The 15,806-nt window shown below is 60.0% G+C and carries 15 protein-coding genes; 2 read left to right on the forward strand and 13 right to left on the reverse strand.

The window, feature by feature from the left end; translation table 11 throughout:
• Window positions 1–40 precede the first annotated feature (40 nt).
• The 4 genes from rhmD to GNG27_RS16070 all read right to left on the reverse strand — a co-directional run bounded on the left by rhmD (window position 41) and on the right by GNG27_RS16070 (window position 4,075).
• Entirely contained in the window at window positions 41–1,246 is a 1,206-nt protein-coding gene (gene rhmD, locus GNG27_RS16055; protein WP_156264275.1) for an L-rhamnonate dehydratase, read from the reverse strand.
• A 13-nt stretch (window positions 1,247–1,259) separates the two neighbouring features.
• The gene (locus GNG27_RS16060; protein ID WP_156264276.1) at window positions 1,260–2,039 is read right to left on the reverse strand and encodes an IclR family transcriptional regulator; all 780 of its coding nucleotides are present in this window, start codon (window positions 2,037–2,039) and stop codon (window positions 1,260–1,262) included.
• A 200-nt stretch (window positions 2,040–2,239) separates the two neighbouring features.
• The gene (locus GNG27_RS16065; protein ID WP_156264277.1) at window positions 2,240–3,439 is read right to left on the reverse strand and encodes a nicotinamide mononucleotide deamidase-related protein YfaY; all 1,200 of its coding nucleotides are present in this window, start codon (window positions 3,437–3,439) and stop codon (window positions 2,240–2,242) included.
• 93 nt (window positions 3,440–3,532) lie between these two features.
• Complete coding sequence (locus GNG27_RS16070; protein WP_142486533.1) at window positions 3,533–4,075, reverse strand: YfaZ family outer membrane protein; 543 nt, start codon at window positions 4,073–4,075, stop codon at window positions 3,533–3,535.
• Between the two features lie 270 nt (window positions 4,076–4,345).
• Here GNG27_RS16070 and GNG27_RS16075 point away from each other — a divergent pair, with 270 nt between their 5' ends.
• Window positions 4,346–5,794, forward strand: a complete 1,449-nt coding sequence (locus GNG27_RS16075) for a catalase (RefSeq protein WP_142486534.1) — start codon at window positions 4,346–4,348, stop codon at window positions 5,792–5,794.
• Window positions 5,795–5,835: 41 nt separating this feature from the next.
• On the opposite strand, the gene GNG27_RS16080 is transcribed toward GNG27_RS16075, so the two are convergent.
• The 9 genes from GNG27_RS16080 to GNG27_RS16120 form a co-directional block, all read right to left on the reverse strand.
• On the reverse strand, window positions 5,836–6,768 hold the full coding sequence (locus tag GNG27_RS16080; RefSeq protein ID WP_156264278.1) for an Rpn family recombination-promoting nuclease/putative transposase: 933 nt from the start codon (window positions 6,766–6,768) through the stop codon (window positions 5,836–5,838).
• Between the two features lie 93 nt (window positions 6,769–6,861).
• A complete protein-coding gene (gene menE, locus GNG27_RS16085; RefSeq protein ID WP_156264279.1) occupies window positions 6,862–8,229 on the reverse strand; it encodes an o-succinylbenzoate--CoA ligase in 1,368 nt (455 codons plus the stop codon).
• Complete coding sequence (gene menC, locus GNG27_RS16090; protein WP_156264280.1) at window positions 8,226–9,191, reverse strand: o-succinylbenzoate synthase; 966 nt, start codon at window positions 9,189–9,191, stop codon at window positions 8,226–8,228. Before menC ends, menE begins: the two co-directional genes overlap by 4 nt.
• Window positions 9,191–10,048 (reverse strand): 1,4-dihydroxy-2-naphthoyl-CoA synthase, encoded by an 858-nt coding sequence (menB, locus tag GNG27_RS16095; RefSeq protein ID WP_156264281.1) that lies wholly within the window; start codon window positions 10,046–10,048, stop codon window positions 9,191–9,193. Before menB ends, menC begins: the two co-directional genes overlap by 1 nt.
• The gene (gene menH, locus GNG27_RS16100; RefSeq protein ID WP_156264282.1) at window positions 10,045–10,821 is read right to left on the reverse strand and encodes a 2-succinyl-6-hydroxy-2,4-cyclohexadiene-1-carboxylate synthase; all 777 of its coding nucleotides are present in this window, start codon (window positions 10,819–10,821) and stop codon (window positions 10,045–10,047) included. The genes menB and menH overlap by 4 nt, the downstream gene beginning before the upstream one ends.
• The gene (gene menD, locus GNG27_RS16105) at window positions 10,818–12,488 is read right to left on the reverse strand and encodes a 2-succinyl-5-enolpyruvyl-6-hydroxy-3-cyclohexene-1-carboxylic-acid synthase (protein ID WP_156264283.1); all 1,671 of its coding nucleotides are present in this window, start codon (window positions 12,486–12,488) and stop codon (window positions 10,818–10,820) included. The genes menH and menD overlap by 4 nt, the downstream gene beginning before the upstream one ends.
• 88 nt (window positions 12,489–12,576) lie before the next feature.
• Window positions 12,577–13,872 carry an isochorismate synthase MenF gene (gene menF, locus GNG27_RS16110; RefSeq protein WP_156264284.1) on the reverse strand — a complete coding sequence of 432 codons (1,296 nt, stop codon included), beginning with the start codon at window positions 13,870–13,872 and terminating at the stop codon, window positions 12,577–12,579.
• Between the two features lie 98 nt (window positions 13,873–13,970).
• Window positions 13,971–14,276 (reverse strand): stress response protein ElaB, encoded by a 306-nt coding sequence (gene elaB / locus GNG27_RS16115; RefSeq protein WP_142486542.1) that lies wholly within the window; start codon window positions 14,274–14,276, stop codon window positions 13,971–13,973.
• 62 nt (window positions 14,277–14,338) lie between these two features.
• Window positions 14,339–14,800 (reverse strand): GNAT family N-acetyltransferase, encoded by a 462-nt coding sequence (locus GNG27_RS16120; protein WP_156264285.1) that lies wholly within the window; start codon window positions 14,798–14,800, stop codon window positions 14,339–14,341.
• A gap of 73 nt (window positions 14,801–14,873) precedes the next feature.
• Between GNG27_RS16120 and rnz the strand changes: the two genes are divergently transcribed.
• Window positions 14,874–15,791, forward strand: coding sequence for a ribonuclease Z (gene rnz / locus GNG27_RS16125; protein ID WP_156264286.1), 918 nt, complete (start codon window positions 14,874–14,876; stop codon window positions 15,789–15,791).
• Window positions 15,792–15,806: the final 15 nt, after the last annotated feature.

The raw sequence follows: 15,806 nt of genomic DNA on the forward strand, positions 1-15,806 counted from the left end.
CAGTAAAAGGTGACGCCACGCCGAAGCGCGGCGCGACGGATTAGTGGCTGTAAGGACGCTTCAGGGCACAATCGCGGTTCAGCTCGACGCCGAAGCCGGGTTTATCCAGCACCGATTTGTGGATGCGGCCATTCACCGGCACCGGTTCATCAAGCAGGATCGGATCAAACTGCGGACGCAGCGTCGCGCAGTCCGGGCTGGTCATCAGGAACTCGCTGAACGGCGTGTTGGTGAAAGTGATCACCGCATGGTGGGAGTAAACCGACGAGCCGTGCGGCACCACCAGCTGTCCCCGCGCTTTAGCGATAGCGGCGATCTCCACCAGGGTGGTTAAGCCGCCGCACCAGCCAACGTCCGGCTGCATGATATCGATCCCGGTTTCGGAGAGCGTGCGGAAGGATTGCAGGGTGCCGTGGTGCTCGCCGCTGGTCACCATCATTCCCGGCGGGGCATTGCGCTTCAGTTCGCGATAGCCTTCGTACTGCTGCGGCGGGAGGCACTCCTCAATCCACTTCAGGTTATAGGGCGCGCAGGCGTGAGCCAGTCTGATGGCGTAATTCACGTCCTGGCTCATCCAGCAGTCGAGCATCAGCCAGAAGTCCGGACCGCATTTCTCGCGGTACTCCGCCACCATTGCCGCGTCCTGGCGGATCCCGGCGTCGCCATCGTGCGGCCCCCGGTGGGTCGGCATTTTGCCGCCGATAAAGCCCATCTCTTTCGCCAGGTCCGGCCGCGCGCCGGTAGCATAAAAGCGGATCTCATCCCGTACCGCACCGCCGAGCAGCTTGTAGACCGGCAAGCCGACCACCTTGCCGAACAGATCCCATAGCGCCAGGTCGATGCAGGAGATGGTGTTCAACACCAGCCCGCCGGATCCAGCGTAATACATGGTCGCCCCGAGCATCTGGTCGTGAATAAGCTTGATGTCGCTGACGCACTTGCCTTCAATAAAGCGGCTGAGGTGCTTCTCAACGATAAAGCAGCCCATCTCTCCGGCGGTGGAGACCGCAAAACCGGTCTGGCCGTTGTCGGCCTCCACTTCGACAACCAGCGTGCCGAGGACGTTAATGCCGAAGGACTGACGCGACTGTTCATACTGCGGATATTTACTCATTGGGGTGGCAATGTGGTCGTCGATCCAGTGGTTGGCCCCCTGGTCGTGATAATCACCACCGCCTGCGCCCTTCTCTGCCGTAGCGCCGCCGGTAAACCAGGCACGGATGTGTTTAATCTTCGGTAGGGTCATGATGTTCTCCATATTATGAGGCTTGATCGAAGGGGCTTTTCCAGCCCAGTAAACGGGAAATATCTTTCGCGCAGGCAATCGCTTTACCGGCCAGGTAATCGCGGTTGTCCTCGTTGATCTGCAACCGGGTACCCACCACCGAGATTGCCGCGGTAAGGTCGTTGCTGGCGTTAAAGACCGGCGCCGCCACGCAGCGCACGTCCGGGTAGTCTTCCCCGTTGTCAAAGCTCCAGCCTCTGGCGCGAATGCGTGCCAGCTCGTCGCGCATCTGCCCGGCGCTGGTGATAGTGGTAGGGGTGACCCGCTCCCAGTCCAGGCTGGCAATAATGGCCTCCTGCACCCGCTCGGGCTGCCAGGCGAGCAGGCATTTGCCAATCCCCGAGCGGGAGAGCGACAGGCTTTTCCCCTCGTGGGAACGCACGCTGATGGTTGCGGGCGACTCGATTTTGAGGATGTAGTAAGCGCTGCCGTTATCGATAATACCGAGATGGCACAGCAGGCCGCTCTCGTCCATCAGCTGCGTCAGGCGCGGGCGCGCCATCTCACGCAGATCCATCCGGCTGACCGCATGGCCCGCCAGCTCCACCAGCCGGGTCCACAGGCAGTAGTTGTCCTGGCTGTCGAGGCTGAGAAAACGCTGTCTTCTCAGTTCACCCAGCAACAGATAGGCAGTGCTTTTCGGGATCCCCAGCGCGTCGATAATAGTCGCGGCGCTACAGGGCCCCAGACGGGCAATGGTGTCGAGAATATCGATGGCGCGGGTCAGTGCCGGTACTTTGGTTGATTCCAACATGCTGGACTCCAGTCCTGAATACTGGAATCAGTGTTGCGGCTGAGGGCGGGTTTATTTGTGAGTGAGTTCAAATCGCCGGAGGGTTCCAGCCAGCTGGACAAACAGCAGGATAAAATTGTGACGAACAGCGCAGAAAAAAACAGAGCGAGTACAACAGGTTGGACAATAACGCGCCGGACGGGGAGCCCGGCGCGCAAAAATCACGGCAGGAACAGCGTCTCGACGACGTTGATCCAGCCATGTTCAGTGGCCACCGGCTTGCCGTTCAGCCAGCGACGCAGCATGTTAAGCGCCATCATCGCGCAGACCTCCTGACGGACTGCCAGGCTGTAGCGCGTTGTGCTCATCTTCACCCGCAGGGCGTGGGTGCCTTCCGGGGTAGCCAGGGCAAAATTGAGATGATCTTCTTCCGCACCCGACACCGCTAACGCCAGACCGGCAAAATGTTTCACGCGCCGCTCGGCCACCCAGTGGGCAGTTTGCGCCAGGGTCTCCTCCTGGGAAGGCACCACCTCGCTTGCCAGCAGTGGAGCGCTTACCCGCGAGAGCTGTAACGCCAGCAGGCCACCGGTAAATTGCTCGCTCAGGGTCAGGCTCAGCTGGCGGGCCTGTAGATTGCGGGCGATTTGCGCCGGGAGTCCTTCGGTGCCTTCGAAGATCAGGTTCTCACCCGCCACGCGCTGCACCTCAGGCCACAGGGCCAGCATTGCGGCCTTCTCGGTGGCCGGGCCGGTTAATTTCAGTTCGATAATCGGCATGGAGGAGCGGTAGCCCATCGTCACGCCTGGCGGTAACACCAGATGATCGAGACTCTGCGCCAGGTCGCTCTCCGAGCGGCCAAAAGTGGTGAGTCGTAAACAGATCGGGGGTTCCGGTAAGGTAAAACGCTGCCGCAGACGCGGCAGGATCCCTTTTTCCACCATCACCTTAAATTCGGACGGAACGCCGGGGGTGAAGAACATCAGGCAGCGATTAAGCTGAACGGCAAAGCCGCAGGCGGTACCGACAGGGTTATCAACCAACTCCGCGCTGGCCGGAATTTCTGCCTGTTTGCGGTTGCTGGGAGCCATCACCTTGCCGCGATCGCTGAAGAAACGCTCCATATGGCTGAGCCACTCGGTATGCAGCACCAGCTCTTCGCCTTTCGCCGTGGCGGCGGCCAGCGCGCTCAGGTCATCGCTGGTGGGGCCGAGGCCCCCATTTACAATCAGCACATCCGCCTGTTCGCTACGTTCACGTAGGACGTTGACCAGCGACTCCAGCGAGTCGCCCACCGTGTTACGCCGCGTTAGGGGTAATCCTTGCTCAAAGAAAATATCCGCCAGCCAGGCCGCATTGGTATCAGTGATTTGTCCATGCAGCACTTCATCGCCAGTGGACAGCATCTCCACGTTTATCATTGTGTTCTCCCGCATTTGTGGTGAAAACACTATAGCGCAATCGGCTGTGGGGGGAAGAGAGAAACAGGCGCGGCAGAACGCCGCGCCGGGAGATCAGAAGCCTGCGCTTACGCCCACGTACGGGCCATCAGCGACGGCGTTGTCGCGGTTGCCGTCTTTGCCCGCCAGGTTAAGGTAACGGTAGCCCGCTTCAATGGTGACAGGACGCATGATGGTCCAGCGCGCACCCGCGTTGGCCTCTTCGTAGCTATCGATACCGCTGGAAAGGGAGTCCGGAGAGTAGTAGTACTCGCCAAACAGACCAAAGCTGTTGCCAATTTTCCACTGCAGACCACCGCCTACCGCTGCCGCATAGCCTTCATCGCTGTCTTTCGGGTTGGTGTAGATGCCTTTACCGCCCACGGTGGCAAGGAACGGACCGAGAGGCACGTTCAGACCCAGACCGATGCTGGCCACGTCACCCTCATCGTCGTTATTGGTCCAGTTGCCGCTCGCGGCCAGACCCGACGTTTCGGTGCCAAAACCGACGCCAACGTTGGTGTAGTCCTCACCGGCCTGGCCGCTGATGGAAATTGCGTTCGCTGCCGCAGAAACGAACATCAGGCCGCCGAGGCCCAGTAATGCCACTTTTTTCATTGTCGTGATCCCGCACAATTATTTAGATAACTTCCAAAAACGCGTGATTTTAACGTGAGTCGCCCTGCGATCAACGCTGTGGTGAGATAATAAAAAAATAAGTTTGTAACGAGTTGATACTTACAGGATTTAACAATGTTAAATCCTGAGAAACAGGTTACGCCCGGTTACCTTGCGTCCGATCAATACCTGCCCTGACGCATTTCTTTAGATTAACTTTTGCTCAAAACGGAAATTTACCGACTAATACTCACACATCAGGGAGAAAATATGAGCAAGAAAGGTTTAACCACCGCATCCGGCTGCCCCGTTGTTCACAACAATAATGTTGCCACCGCGGGCCCACGCGGACCGATGCTGCTGCAGGATGTCTGGTTCCTGGAAAAACTGGCGCATTTCGACAGAGAGGTGATCCCGGAACGTCGTATGCATGCCAAAGGCTCAGGCGCCTACGGCACCTTTACCGTTACCCGGGACATCACCGCCTTTACCCGTGCGAAGCTGTTCTCCGCTGTCGGTAAAAAAACCGATCTCTTTGTACGCTTCTCCACCGTGGCCGGTGAACGCGGCGCCGCCGATGCGGAACGTGATATCCGCGGCTTCTCCATCAAGTTTTACACCGAGGAAGGTAACTGGGATCTGGTCGGCAATAATACCCCTATTTTCTATCTGCGCGATCCGCTGAAGTTCCCGGATCTTAACCACGTGGTGAAACGCGATCCGCGTACCAACCTGCGTAACCCGACTTACAAATGGGATTTCTTCTCTCAACTGCCGGAAACGCTGCACCAGCTGACCATTGACTTCAGCGATCGCGGCCTGCCGTGCTCCTATCGCACCATGCACGGCTTTGGCAGCCATGCGTTCAGCTTTATTAACCACAACAACGAACGCTTCTGGGTGAAATTCCACCTCAAGTCCCAGCAGGGTATTGCTAACCTGCAGGACGATGAAGCCAAACGCCTGGTTGCAGAAGATCGCGAGAGCTCACAGCGGGATCTGTTTACCTCTATTGAAAAAGGCAACTTCCCGCGCTGGACGTTTTACGTGCAGATCATGCCGGAAAGCGATGCCGCGAAGGTGCCTTACAATCCGTTCGATTTGACCAAAGTCTGGCCGCACGGCGACTATCCGCTGATGGAGGTGGGTGTGCTGGAGCTGAACCGTAACCCGGATAACTACTTTGCGGAAGTTGAGCAGGTGGCGATGTCGCCTGCTAACGTGGTCCCGGGGATTGGCTTCTCGCCGGATCGCATGCTGCAGGGGCGCCTCTTCTCCTACGGCGATGCCCACCGCTACCGTTTAGGGGTAAACCATCACCAGATCCCGGTGAACGCCCCGCGCTGCCCGTTCCATAACTACCATCGCGACGGCGCGATGCGCGTGGATGGCAACAGCGGCAACGGCGCCACCTATGAGCCAAACAGCTTTGGCGTGTTCCAGGAACAGCCGGACTTTAGCGAGCCGCCATTGTCGCTTGAGGGTGCCGCAGACCACTGGAACCATCGTGAAGATGCCGACTATTTCAGCCAGCCGCGCAAGCTGTTTGAACTGCTGAGCCCGGAAGAGCACCAGCGAATGTTTGAACGTATCGCCGGGGATATGCAGGATGTACCGGCGTTTATTCAGGCACGCCAGATTGCCCTGTTCAGTGAGGTTCATCCTGACTACGGAGCGGGTGTCCAGGCGGCACTGATGCGCTTAGCCGAAGAGAAGTAAAAACAGAACGGGAGCTCAGGCTCCCGTTTTTTATTGCATGACTAATGTCTGGCCTGCTCGACAATCTCGGGTGCCAGCCCGGTCAGTTGGGTGACGGTCTCGGGCGGCAGGCCCTTTTCCAGCATAGCCTTCGCGATGCGAAGCGCCTCCTGTTCAATGCCTTCCGCTCTGCCCTGACTTAACCCCTGACTTAATCCCTGAGCCATGCCCTCTTCCCGGAGAAATTGCGCAATATTCATTAACGTCTCCTTATGCTGATGATCCTTCGTCCTGTGTGCTAATGCCTGCAAAAACGCTGCAGGATCGGCGGTATGGCCGGCCTGAAGAAGATAGTTGAGCAACGTTTTAAGCTGGGCGTTGCCAGTGTATCCCAGCGCCAGGAGCCTGACCAGTTGCTCATGGAGTTCCAGCATGTCCCGCTGCCGGACATGCTTTTGCAGCAGTTCCAGCATCGCAATCCGCCGGTGTTGCATGATGCTTTCGTCGGGTAGACAGGTGATGTCAATCAGGGGAAAGGCCCCGGTGTAGAGCGATTCCGCCTGTTCAGGCACCTGAAAGCCATCAAGCCAGCGCAGCGACCATGGGTAAGGCGAGATCCGGCCATGATAAAACAGCATTGGGATCACCAGCGGTAGCTCCCGGTGCCCTTTGTCGAGATGCCGCTGCATGGCGGCAATCGCATAGCGCATCAGGCGAAAGGCCATGTGCCGATCCGGGGAGCTTTGATGCTCGATCAGCACATAAATATACCCGGCGCCGGAAGCGGTTTTCACGGACCAGAGGAGATCGGCGTAGCTGAGACGAAGATCCTCTTCGACAAAGCTGCCAGACTCCAGCCGCAACGACGACAAATCACAGAGTGCGCGTAATTTTTCAGGTAGGTGAATCGCTAAAAAATCACGCGCCGTCTCTGCCTGCGACAGAATATGACGAAACACCGCGTCATGCGGTGTGGGTGTTGATGGGCTGTGCATATTTTCCCTTGCGTCAGTTCCTTTCGCCGGAAAATAGCACAGCGCGTGCTGCAGGTAAGCTTGTTGAGTTTCTTTCCCGAGCAGGCTCGCAAATCACCCTCTTAGCGACTGATGAACCCACTGTTGCAGGGCGCGTCGGGAGATCTTAATCCCGCCATTTTTGAGTTCAGCGGGAAGGACCAGCCAGTGCACTGGCTGCTGAAAGCGCGCCAGCTTATCAGCGACCCAGTACGGCAGCTGCGCGATATCTGCCTCCGCTTCGCACTCGACGACCGCCACCGGACGCTGACCAAACTCGACATCATCGAGGGGAACCACATACACCTGGCTGACCTGAGGATGAGTGCCGATCACTCGCTCCAGTTCCTCGGGCTGGATCCCTTCTCCGCCGCTGAAAAACAGGTTATCCATGCGACCAAGGATCGTCAGGCGTCCGTCAACAATCTCACCGCGATCGCGGGTGGCGAACCAGCCCTGCGCGTTGGCGACGGTGACAAGCTGACCGTCACGCCAGTAGCCGCTGGCCATGCTGGCAGCCTTTAACCACACTTCACCCTCCACCAGCTTCACTTCCCGGCCCGGCAGCGGATAGCCGACATCCGCCAGGCCATCCGCCTCTTTGGCGCAGACCGTGGAGGCGAACTCCGTCAGGCCATACCCGCACCAGCTGCGAATGCCCCGGCTGGCAGCCCGCAGGGTTAACTCTCCGGGGATCGCCGCGCCGCCCAGCAGCACCGCTTTTAACGCCACCTCGTCTCCGCCGTTAAGCAGCCGCCAGAGCTGGGTCGGCACCAGCGAGGCGTGGGTGCACCCCTGGAGCATCTGTTCCAGGGGCTGTTTTTCGCAGACGGTCAGGCGGGCACCTGCCAGCAACCAGCGCCACAGGATCCCTTGCCCGGAGACATGAAACAGCGGCAGCGAGAGCAGCCAGTCGTCTTCTCCGGCATAGGGCAGAAGGGCCAGCACGCCTTCGGCGCTTGCAAGGTGGGCGGCACAGGTGTGCACGGCCGCTTTCGGCAGCCCCGTCGAGCCCGAGGTTAAGGTCATGGTCGCCAGCCGGTCCGGCTGCCACTCCCCGCCCGCACTCCCCTGCAGCGGCTCCAGCGACAGGGCTGAGAGGCCCGAATAACCGCCATCGCCGTTGAGTACCAGCGCAAAGCGCAGCGTCAGAGGCGGGAGCATGATCTTCAGTACGGAACGCGGCAGTTGTGGGTTCACCGGCAGGATCCGAGCCCCGCACTGGAGCAGCGCCAGCCACGCCAGCAGCGTGTCGGGATGATTATGCGCCTGCAGCATCACCCCATCCCCTTCCCTTACCCCCTGCTGCACAAAGCCGCTCGCCAGGGCATCGGTACGCTGGCAGAGTTCGCGCCAGGTCAGGCATGCACCGTTAAGCCGCAGAGCCGGTTGTTCAGCTTTGAGCGCGCACCAGTGCCGCCACGGCCAGTCGGAAAAGATCATAGCAGCGGCTCCAGCGCCTCGCGTTCCAGACACGGCAAGGTGTTGCCCGGCCAGGGCCGCAGCAATTGCGCCTGCATCAGGTTCAGGGTATCCAGGCCGGGAACGGTATCCGGCGTGAGCTGAGCAGCAATGCGCGCCAGCTGGGTCAGACCGAGGCTCGACTCAATCGACGAGCTGATCACCGCCGTCAGCCCGAGGGCGTGGGCCGCCGTCACCTGCTCACGCACCTTCGCGATGCTGCCGGTGAGCGTGGGTTTGATCACCACCGCCCGAACGCCCGGCTCGGCAATCCATTCGAAATCGTCCTCGCGCAGGCTTTCATCCCAGGCGATGGCAATCCCCGTCTCCCGGGCAAACGCCAGCGAGTCCGCGCGCGTTTTACAGGGTTCTTCCAGAAAGGCAATACGATCCCGGTAGGCCGGGTTAACGTACTTCGCAAACTGCTGCGCTTTCAGCGGAGTCCAGGCTCGGTTAGCATCGAGGCGCAGACGCAAATCCGGGATGGCCTCCAGCAGCAGATTCGCCACCATGCCGTCGCGCACCGCTTCATAGAGACCAACCTTAATCTTCGCCACTTTTTCGCCCGGCATGGCGGCCAGTACGGCAAAGAGTTCGTCAGGATCCCCGGTACAGAGCGGGGCCGCGCGATAGTCGGCCTCTTCCGGCAGGGAGCCGTCGAGCTCCGCCAGCGCACAGCTGATGCCAAAATCCACCGCAGGCAGGCCGGGCAACAGAGGCGCTGCCCCTTCACCCCAGGCGATGCTCCACGCCCGCAGCGAGGCTTCAGCCTCCTCCAGCGATTCGCGGCTGAAGCCCGGCAGGGGGGAAACTTCTCCCCACCCGTGCCGATCGCCCTGCTGCAGATGCACGAACAGACCCTCGCGGGTTTTTAACCGCCGTTCGCGCAGTACCACACCCGCGTCCATCGGTACCTGCCAGCGGTAGATCTGTACGCCGCGCATTACGGATTCCGTTTGTATTTACTGAAGTCCGGCTGGCGCTTCTCGTTAAAGGCGTTACGTCCTTCCTGACCCTCTTCGGTCATGTAGAACAGCATGGTGGCGTTACCCGCCAGCTCCTGCAGCCCCGCCTGCCCATCACAGTCGGCGTTCAGGGCCGCCTTCAGGCAGCGCAGCGCCATCGGGCTGTTTTGCAGCATTTCACGGCACCAGCGCACGGTCTCTTTCTCCAGATCGGCAATTGGCACCACGGTGTTAACCAGGCCCATGTCCAGCGCTTCCTGGGCGTTGTACTGACGGCACAGGAACCAGATCTCACGCGCTTTTTTCTGACCGACGATGCGGGCCATGTAGGACGCACCCCAGCCGCCGTCGAAGGAGCCCACTTTCGGGCCGGTCTGGCCGAAAATGGCGTTCTCTGCGGCAATCGTCAGGTCGCACATCATGTGCAGTACGTGGCCCCCGCCGATGGAGTAACCGGCAACCATCGCCACTACCGGTTTCGGACAGGTGCGGACCTGGCGCTGGAAGTCGAGCACGTTCAGGTGGTGTACGCCAGAGTCGTCCTGGTATCCGCCGTAGTCGCCGCGCACTTTCTGATCGCCACCGGCGCAGAAGGCTTTTTCACCCTCCCCGGTCAGGACAATCACGCCGATATTATCGTCATAACGCGCATCCGCCAGGGCATTGATCATCTCCTTGACGGTAACCGGACGAAACGCGTTACGCACCTCGGGACGGTTAATGGTGATTTTGGCGATCCCGTCCGCCGATTTATGGTAACGAATGTCGGTGTAGCCTTCGGAGCAGTCCTGCCATTCCACCGGTGCGTAGAGCATGTTTTCATCAGGGTAGATCATAGAGTGTCCTTTATGGATTGACGGAGTATCTGAGCCAGACGCTCAGCCACCGCACCGGGGTTTTCCCGATGGGCGTTATGTCCGGCTTGGGGTATTTGATGGCCGATCGCGGGAAGTTCCCGGGCAATCGCCCTGAACTTGTCATCCCGCTCGCCATACAGATAGAAAAAAGGGACCACGCACTCAGCGAGCGCAGCCCGTAAATCGGGTTGTTCGGCCAGGGACGTCGCCTGCAACATTGCGGCCAGCGTTGCGCCGTTATTGCGGCTGCGCAGGGCAACCAGCGCCTGCCGCTGCGCTTCGGTTAACGAAGCAAATACCGGCTGTTGATACCAGTCGGCAAACACCGCCTCTAAGGGCTCATGGCGAAAACGTGCGGCCCAGTGGGCATCGGAGGCACGGCGGCTTGCGCGTTCATGATCATCACGCAGCCCTGGATGCGCCCCCTCAACGATCAGCCCCTGCAGCCCTTCCGGGCGCTGGCAGGCGTGATACATCGCAATGCGGCCGCCGAGGGAGTACCCTATCAGCCAGTATTTTAGTATGTTGTAACTAAAAAGGGTGCGATTCAGCAAACCGCTTACGTCCCTGAAATCACGCCCCGCAATATGCGCCGAGTCGCCGTGTCCCGGCAGATCGAGATACAGCCGGGGAAAATCGCCCAGCCCTTCTCCGGGCAGCTGCCATTCGCGGCGATCGCCGGAAAAGCCGTGCAGGAACACCAGCCAGGGTTTTCCTGCCGAGCCGGCGCAGTGCGTCCCCTGCAGGATCACAGGTGGCTTACCTGCGCCAGCAGGTTCTGCAGCATCTGCGCCCCGTCGCTGTCGTTAACCACTACTTCGATAAGCGTTGCGCGGGGTTTGCTCCACGCCGTATTCAGAGCGCTCTCCAGCTCCGTCCAGTTGGTCGGGCGCTGATAGCGGAGGCTGAACATCGCCGCCGCATGCTCAAACTGCACGTTTTGCGGCATCAGATAGAAGCGTTCACGCTCACTCTGGGGCGTCGGCAGCAGGGAGAAAATCTGTCCGCCGTTATTGTTGATCACCAGCAGGACAAAGGGTGCAGAGGCCTGGCGTAACAGCGCCAGCGCGTTGAGATCGTACAGCGCCGAGAGATCGCCAACGATCGCCAGCGTTGGGCGGGCGTTGGCGCGCTGGACCCCGGCAGCGGTGGAGATCAGCCCGTCAATGCCGCTGGCGCCGCGATTACTGAACACCGGATAACCTGCCGGCAGGCGGGAAAAGGCATCAATCAGACGTACCACCAGACTGTTGCCGACAAACAGCTGCCCCTGCTCGGGGAGATAGTGACGAATACGGTGCGCCAGCTGCGCCTCGCCAAATTCTTTACTGTGCTGCGCCGTCAGCTCCCAGGCCTGACGGGAGAGTTCCGGGATCGCCGCGGCCCAGGGGGCGCGTTTTTCCGCCGGATGGAGTTCCAGCCAGTCGGCCACGTTCGAGACCAGTCGGCGACCGCGATGGTGCGCCGGATCAAGCCGTCCTTCCCGCGGATCCACCAGCCAGTACTCTTCTGGTGTGCAGGTGGTTTGCCATTGCAGCAGTCGTTTACCCGTCAGGCTGCCGCCCAGCTGGACCACAATCTGCGCCTGCTCCAGTTCGGTAACGGCTTTCGCATTGCCCAGCCACAGATCGGCGCACGGCAGCGGCTGCCCGGTCTGGGAGAGCACGTCGCCAATCAGCGGCCAGCCCAGGGTTTGCGCCCACTCCGCCACCTTTTTCCCTTCCGCAGCGCTCATTCTGCCCGCGAGCACCACCCCGCGTTTTTGCCGCCAGAAGAACCAGTCGCGCTGTTTGGGGCTTGAAAGCTCTGCGGAAGCGCTCAGCCAGGGTTTATCGCTCTGCCACCAGTCGCCCAGCGCCTGCTGCCAGTCAAGATCGGTATCATCCATTTCGCCATACAGCGGCTCGGCAAAAGGACAGTTGATGTGCAGCGCGCCCGCACGCAGCGCGCCCAGCGCGTTATCCACCGTCGAGACCAGCCAGCGGGCGGGAATATCCCGGGTCGGACGCGGCAATGACAGCGTTTCCGTGGGATGAGAGGCAAAGAGCCCCGGCTGGCGAATGGCCTGGTTTGCACCACAGTCGATCAGCTCCGGGGGACGATCCGCCGTCAGCAGCACCAGTTTTTCGCCGGTCAGCCCGGCTTCAATCAGCGCCGGATAGAGGTTCGCCACCGCGGTACCGGAGGTGACAATCACCGCCACCGGGGCGTTACTGGCTTTGGCCAGCCCCAGCGCCAGATGCCCGAGACCGCGCTCATCAAAATGGGTGTGATGAATAAAGGCGCGGTTTTCCGCAGCGGCCAGGGTCAGCGGCGTCGAACGCGAGCCGGGTGCGATGCAAATGTGCCTGACGCCATGGCGGGTCAGGGCTTCAAGGATCACCGCCGCCCAGCGCCGGTTAAAAGAACTCACTGACATGGAATTGTCCGGTATCAATATTGCGACTTAGTATAAATAATAGGAAAAGATGTAATTTTGATATGAATCGGGTATGTACGACTCAGTATTAATCCTTTAGGAGCAGAGAGCGCAGCCCGGCGGCTTTATTTTCAATCTCCTGCCACTCCTGCTCGGGATCGGAACCGCTGACGATCCCCGCCCCGGCGTACAGGCGCACGCAGGTCTCCTGCACCCTGGCCGAGCGCAACGCCACGCAAAACTCGCTTTGCGCTAATGACAGATAGCCGGCGGAACCGGCATACCACTCCCGATCAAAGGGTTCATTGCGGGCGATAAACTCCCGTGCCGCCTGACGCGGCAGACCGGCGACCGCCGCGGTGGGCTGGAGCAGCGTCAGGCACTGTTCATCGTCCGGCTGTTGCAGCGTGGTCCAGATGCAGCGGCGTAAATGCTGGACCTTGCGCAAGCGCACGACCTGCGGCGGCAGGACGTCAAGCACCCCACCCTCGCGCTGCAGGCGCTGACAGATGTCCTCGACCACCAGCATATTTTCACGCTGGTTCTTATCGTCATTCATCAGCCAGTCGCCCAGGTGAGCGGCCTGCACCTCATCCGAATGGCTGGCGACCGTACCGGCCAGCGCTTCGGTGCGCAGCAGGGTTCCGCGCCGCCGCCACAGCCGTTCCGGCGACGAACCGAGAAAGGCATGAGTGGCATCAAGGCGCATCAAAAAGTGGTAGCACTGGAAGTTCACCCGACGGCTGGCGGCCATCAGGGCGGCAGGATTGACCGGCAGGCTGAAGTGCAGGTCCGTTGCCCGGGCCAGCACCACTTTGTCAAAGTCCCCCTGAGCAATAGCGTCGGTTGCGCGGCGGACTAACGCCAGCCAGCCGGATTTCTCCGGCCGCTGGGTTTCGCTCGTCACCGTCTGGACAACAGCGTCAACAGGCTGGCTCTCTTTAAGGGCGCCAATAAATTCGCGCGCGCGCCGGGCATCGTTTTTCAGCGAGGTGGCGCTGCAGAGAACCAGCCGCAGCGTCGCGGTTCCGCCGTTGCGTTGCCACAGCAGACGCGGCAGGAACAGGTCGCCCTGCACAGGCTCGAACGCATTAATGCCCACGACCCGAAGGTCAGGGAACTGCGGATAACCCTGTAAAAAATGACGGGCGGCAGAGAGAGAGGAGAAGTGTTGGGTCGCTCCCAGCGCGGCGTACTCTTCGTCGCCGTTACGCTGTTGCCAGTAGAAATGGGGGAAAAAATGCTGGGCATTCAGCCAGGCGAGCGGGTCAAACGCATCGTTGAGCGCAAAGGAGACATCGAGATGATGCAGACCGGGTGCATCAGGAAAATCGGCGGCTAACTGGTGGCAAAGGCCTGCCAGCGCGGTGGAAATCGAGTGCACGCGAACTTCTCCCAGCTCAAAAACCTCACATTATACGGGGTAGTTGCCTGAAAAAGCAGTACCCCCTATTTGGCAGGGAGAAGCGTGCGTGTGTAGCGTTAACGGCGGGCGAGAAGAATACCGAGCACCAGACCGGCGGCGGCACCTACCCCAATACCCTGCCAGGGTTTTTCACGGACATAATCGTCTGCACGATAGACCGCTTTTTTAGCCCGATAATAGTAAGTGTCCGACGCCTGGCTGACGCGTGTTTTCACGTCGTGCAGTGCCTGTTCGGCACGCGCCTTCAGCTCAATGTACTTTTGATCGGCCGGATCGCCTGAAGAACGGAGGACCTCTTCCAGCGTTTCACTTAACAGCGTCAGATCGTCATCAACATGCGTTTCCGAAGATTGGAAGGACATAGTTTTCTCCTTGTGGTTGCATCAGTTCGCTAACTATAGACAATACCTGCCGATTCTGCCTGCTACGCTTGTTGTATCTCTTTCGCCATGCCGATATGCGGGATGCCATCTTCATCGTAGATGTCGGTCACCGGAACAAAGCCAAAATGGGCATAAAATGCCTGCAAATGCGCCTGCGCACCCAGGTATAACGCCTTGTCAGGCCACTGTTTTTCGCAGGAACGCAGCGTCTGCTCCATCAGGGCGTATCCAAGTTTTTCGCCACGCGCCTGGCTGCTGACAATCACCCGGCCAATCACAACGGGGGAAAAATCGTCGTCGCTTTTCAGAATCCTCGCATACGCCACCAGCTGACTATCTTTCCAGCCGAGGATGTGCCGGTTTTCCCCCACCAGATCCTCGCCGTCGATGTCCTGATAGGGACAGGTTTGTTCGGCGACAAAGACGTCGCAGCGTAGCTGGAGTAACGCGTAAAGCGCGGGAACGGTCAGCTCGCTATGGTGCAGATCTTGCCACTGGATCATTGGGGTCTCCTTATCGTGTCGGTAGCCGTTATACTAATGACTTTTCGTCCCCGGCACAGAGGCTGAGTGCATTATGGAGCTGCTTTTTTTAGGAACATCCGCTGGCGTGCCCACCCGTACGCGCAACGTCACCTCAATTCTGCTGGATTTACAGCACCCGACCCGCGGCGGTTTGTGGATGTTTGACTGCGGCGAAGGCACGCAGCATCAGCTGCTGCGCACCACCAGCCATCCCGGCAAGCTGGATAAAATCTTCATTACCCACCTGCATGGCGATCACCTTTTTGGCCTGCCGGGCCTGCTGTGCAGCCGCTCGATGGCGGGCAACATCCACCCGCTGACCATTTACGGCCCGCCCGGCATTCGTGAGTTTGTTGAAACCAGCCTGCGGATCAGCGGCTCCTGGACCGATTACCCCCTCGAGATTGTCGAGATTAGCGCCGGGGTGGTGTTCAGCGATGACGCCTGGACCGTGACCGCAGCGGCGATGAATCACCCGGTAGAGTGTTACGGCTATCGCGTGGAGGAGCAGGATAAGCCCGGCGCTCTGGATGGCGCAGCGCTTGTTGCCGCCGGGGTTCCCTTCGGCCCGCTGTTCCAGCAGCTCAAGCGCGGGGAGCGCGTCACCCTGGACGATGGCCGGATAATCGATGGCGCAGACTATCTCTCCCCGCCCCGCCCCGGTAAGAAGCTGGCCATCTTCGGGGATACCGCCCCCTGCGAAAGCGGCCTCGCGCTGGCTCAGGGCGTCGATCTGCTGGTGCATGAGGCCACGCTTGAGGCGGCGATGGAGGAGAAAGCCAACAGCCGCGGCCACAGCTCAACGCGTCAGGCGGCCAGGCTTGCCTGCGATGCGCAGGTAAAAAGGCTGCTCATCACCCACGTCAGCTCCCGCTATGACGCCGAAGGCTGCGCCATGCTGCTGGCCGAGTGCCGCGCCCTATTTGCCAACAGCCAGCTGGCAGAAGATTTTGCTACGGTGCGCGTTTAACGCTCTATTTTTCCC

The sequence above is a fragment of the Leclercia sp. 119287 genome, from assembly GCF_009734485.1.
Classification (GTDB): domain Bacteria; phylum Pseudomonadota; class Gammaproteobacteria; order Enterobacterales; family Enterobacteriaceae; genus Enterobacter; species Enterobacter adecarboxylatus_C.

Excerpts from the sequence above, each read along its gene's own strand:
- rhmD (WP_156264275.1), bottom strand. The coding sequence starts at position 1,246 with ATGACCCTACCGAAGATTAAACACATCCGTGCCTGGTTTACCGGCGGC.
- GNG27_RS16060 (WP_156264276.1), bottom strand. The coding sequence starts at position 2,039 with ATGTTGGAATCAACCAAAGTACCGGCACTGACCCGCGCCATCGATATT.
- GNG27_RS16065 (WP_156264277.1), bottom strand. The coding sequence starts at position 3,439 with ATGATAAACGTGGAGATGCTGTCCACTGGCGATGAAGTGCTGCATGGA.
- GNG27_RS16070 (WP_142486533.1), bottom strand. The coding sequence starts at position 4,075 with ATGAAAAAAGTGGCATTACTGGGCCTCGGCGGCCTGATGTTCGTTTCT.
- GNG27_RS16075 (WP_142486534.1), top strand. The coding sequence starts at position 4,346 with ATGAGCAAGAAAGGTTTAACCACCGCATCCGGCTGCCCCGTTGTTCAC.
- GNG27_RS16080 (WP_156264278.1), bottom strand. The coding sequence starts at position 6,768 with ATGCACAGCCCATCAACACCCACACCGCATGACGCGGTGTTTCGTCAT.
- menE (WP_156264279.1), bottom strand. The coding sequence starts at position 8,229 with ATGATCTTTTCCGACTGGCCGTGGCGGCACTGGTGCGCGCTCAAAGCT.
- menC (WP_156264280.1), bottom strand. The coding sequence starts at position 9,191 with ATGCGCGGCGTACAGATCTACCGCTGGCAGGTACCGATGGACGCGGGT.
- menB (WP_156264281.1), bottom strand. The coding sequence starts at position 10,048 with ATGATCTACCCTGATGAAAACATGCTCTACGCACCGGTGGAATGGCAG.
- menD (WP_156264283.1), bottom strand. The coding sequence starts at position 12,488 with ATGTCAGTGAGTTCTTTTAACCGGCGCTGGGCGGCGGTGATCCTTGAA.
- elaB (WP_142486542.1), bottom strand. The coding sequence starts at position 14,276 with ATGTCCTTCCAATCTTCGGAAACGCATGTTGATGACGATCTGACGCTG.
- GNG27_RS16120 (WP_156264285.1), bottom strand. The coding sequence starts at position 14,800 with ATGATCCAGTGGCAAGATCTGCACCATAGCGAGCTGACCGTTCCCGCG.
- rnz (WP_156264286.1), top strand. The coding sequence starts at position 14,874 with ATGGAGCTGCTTTTTTTAGGAACATCCGCTGGCGTGCCCACCCGTACG.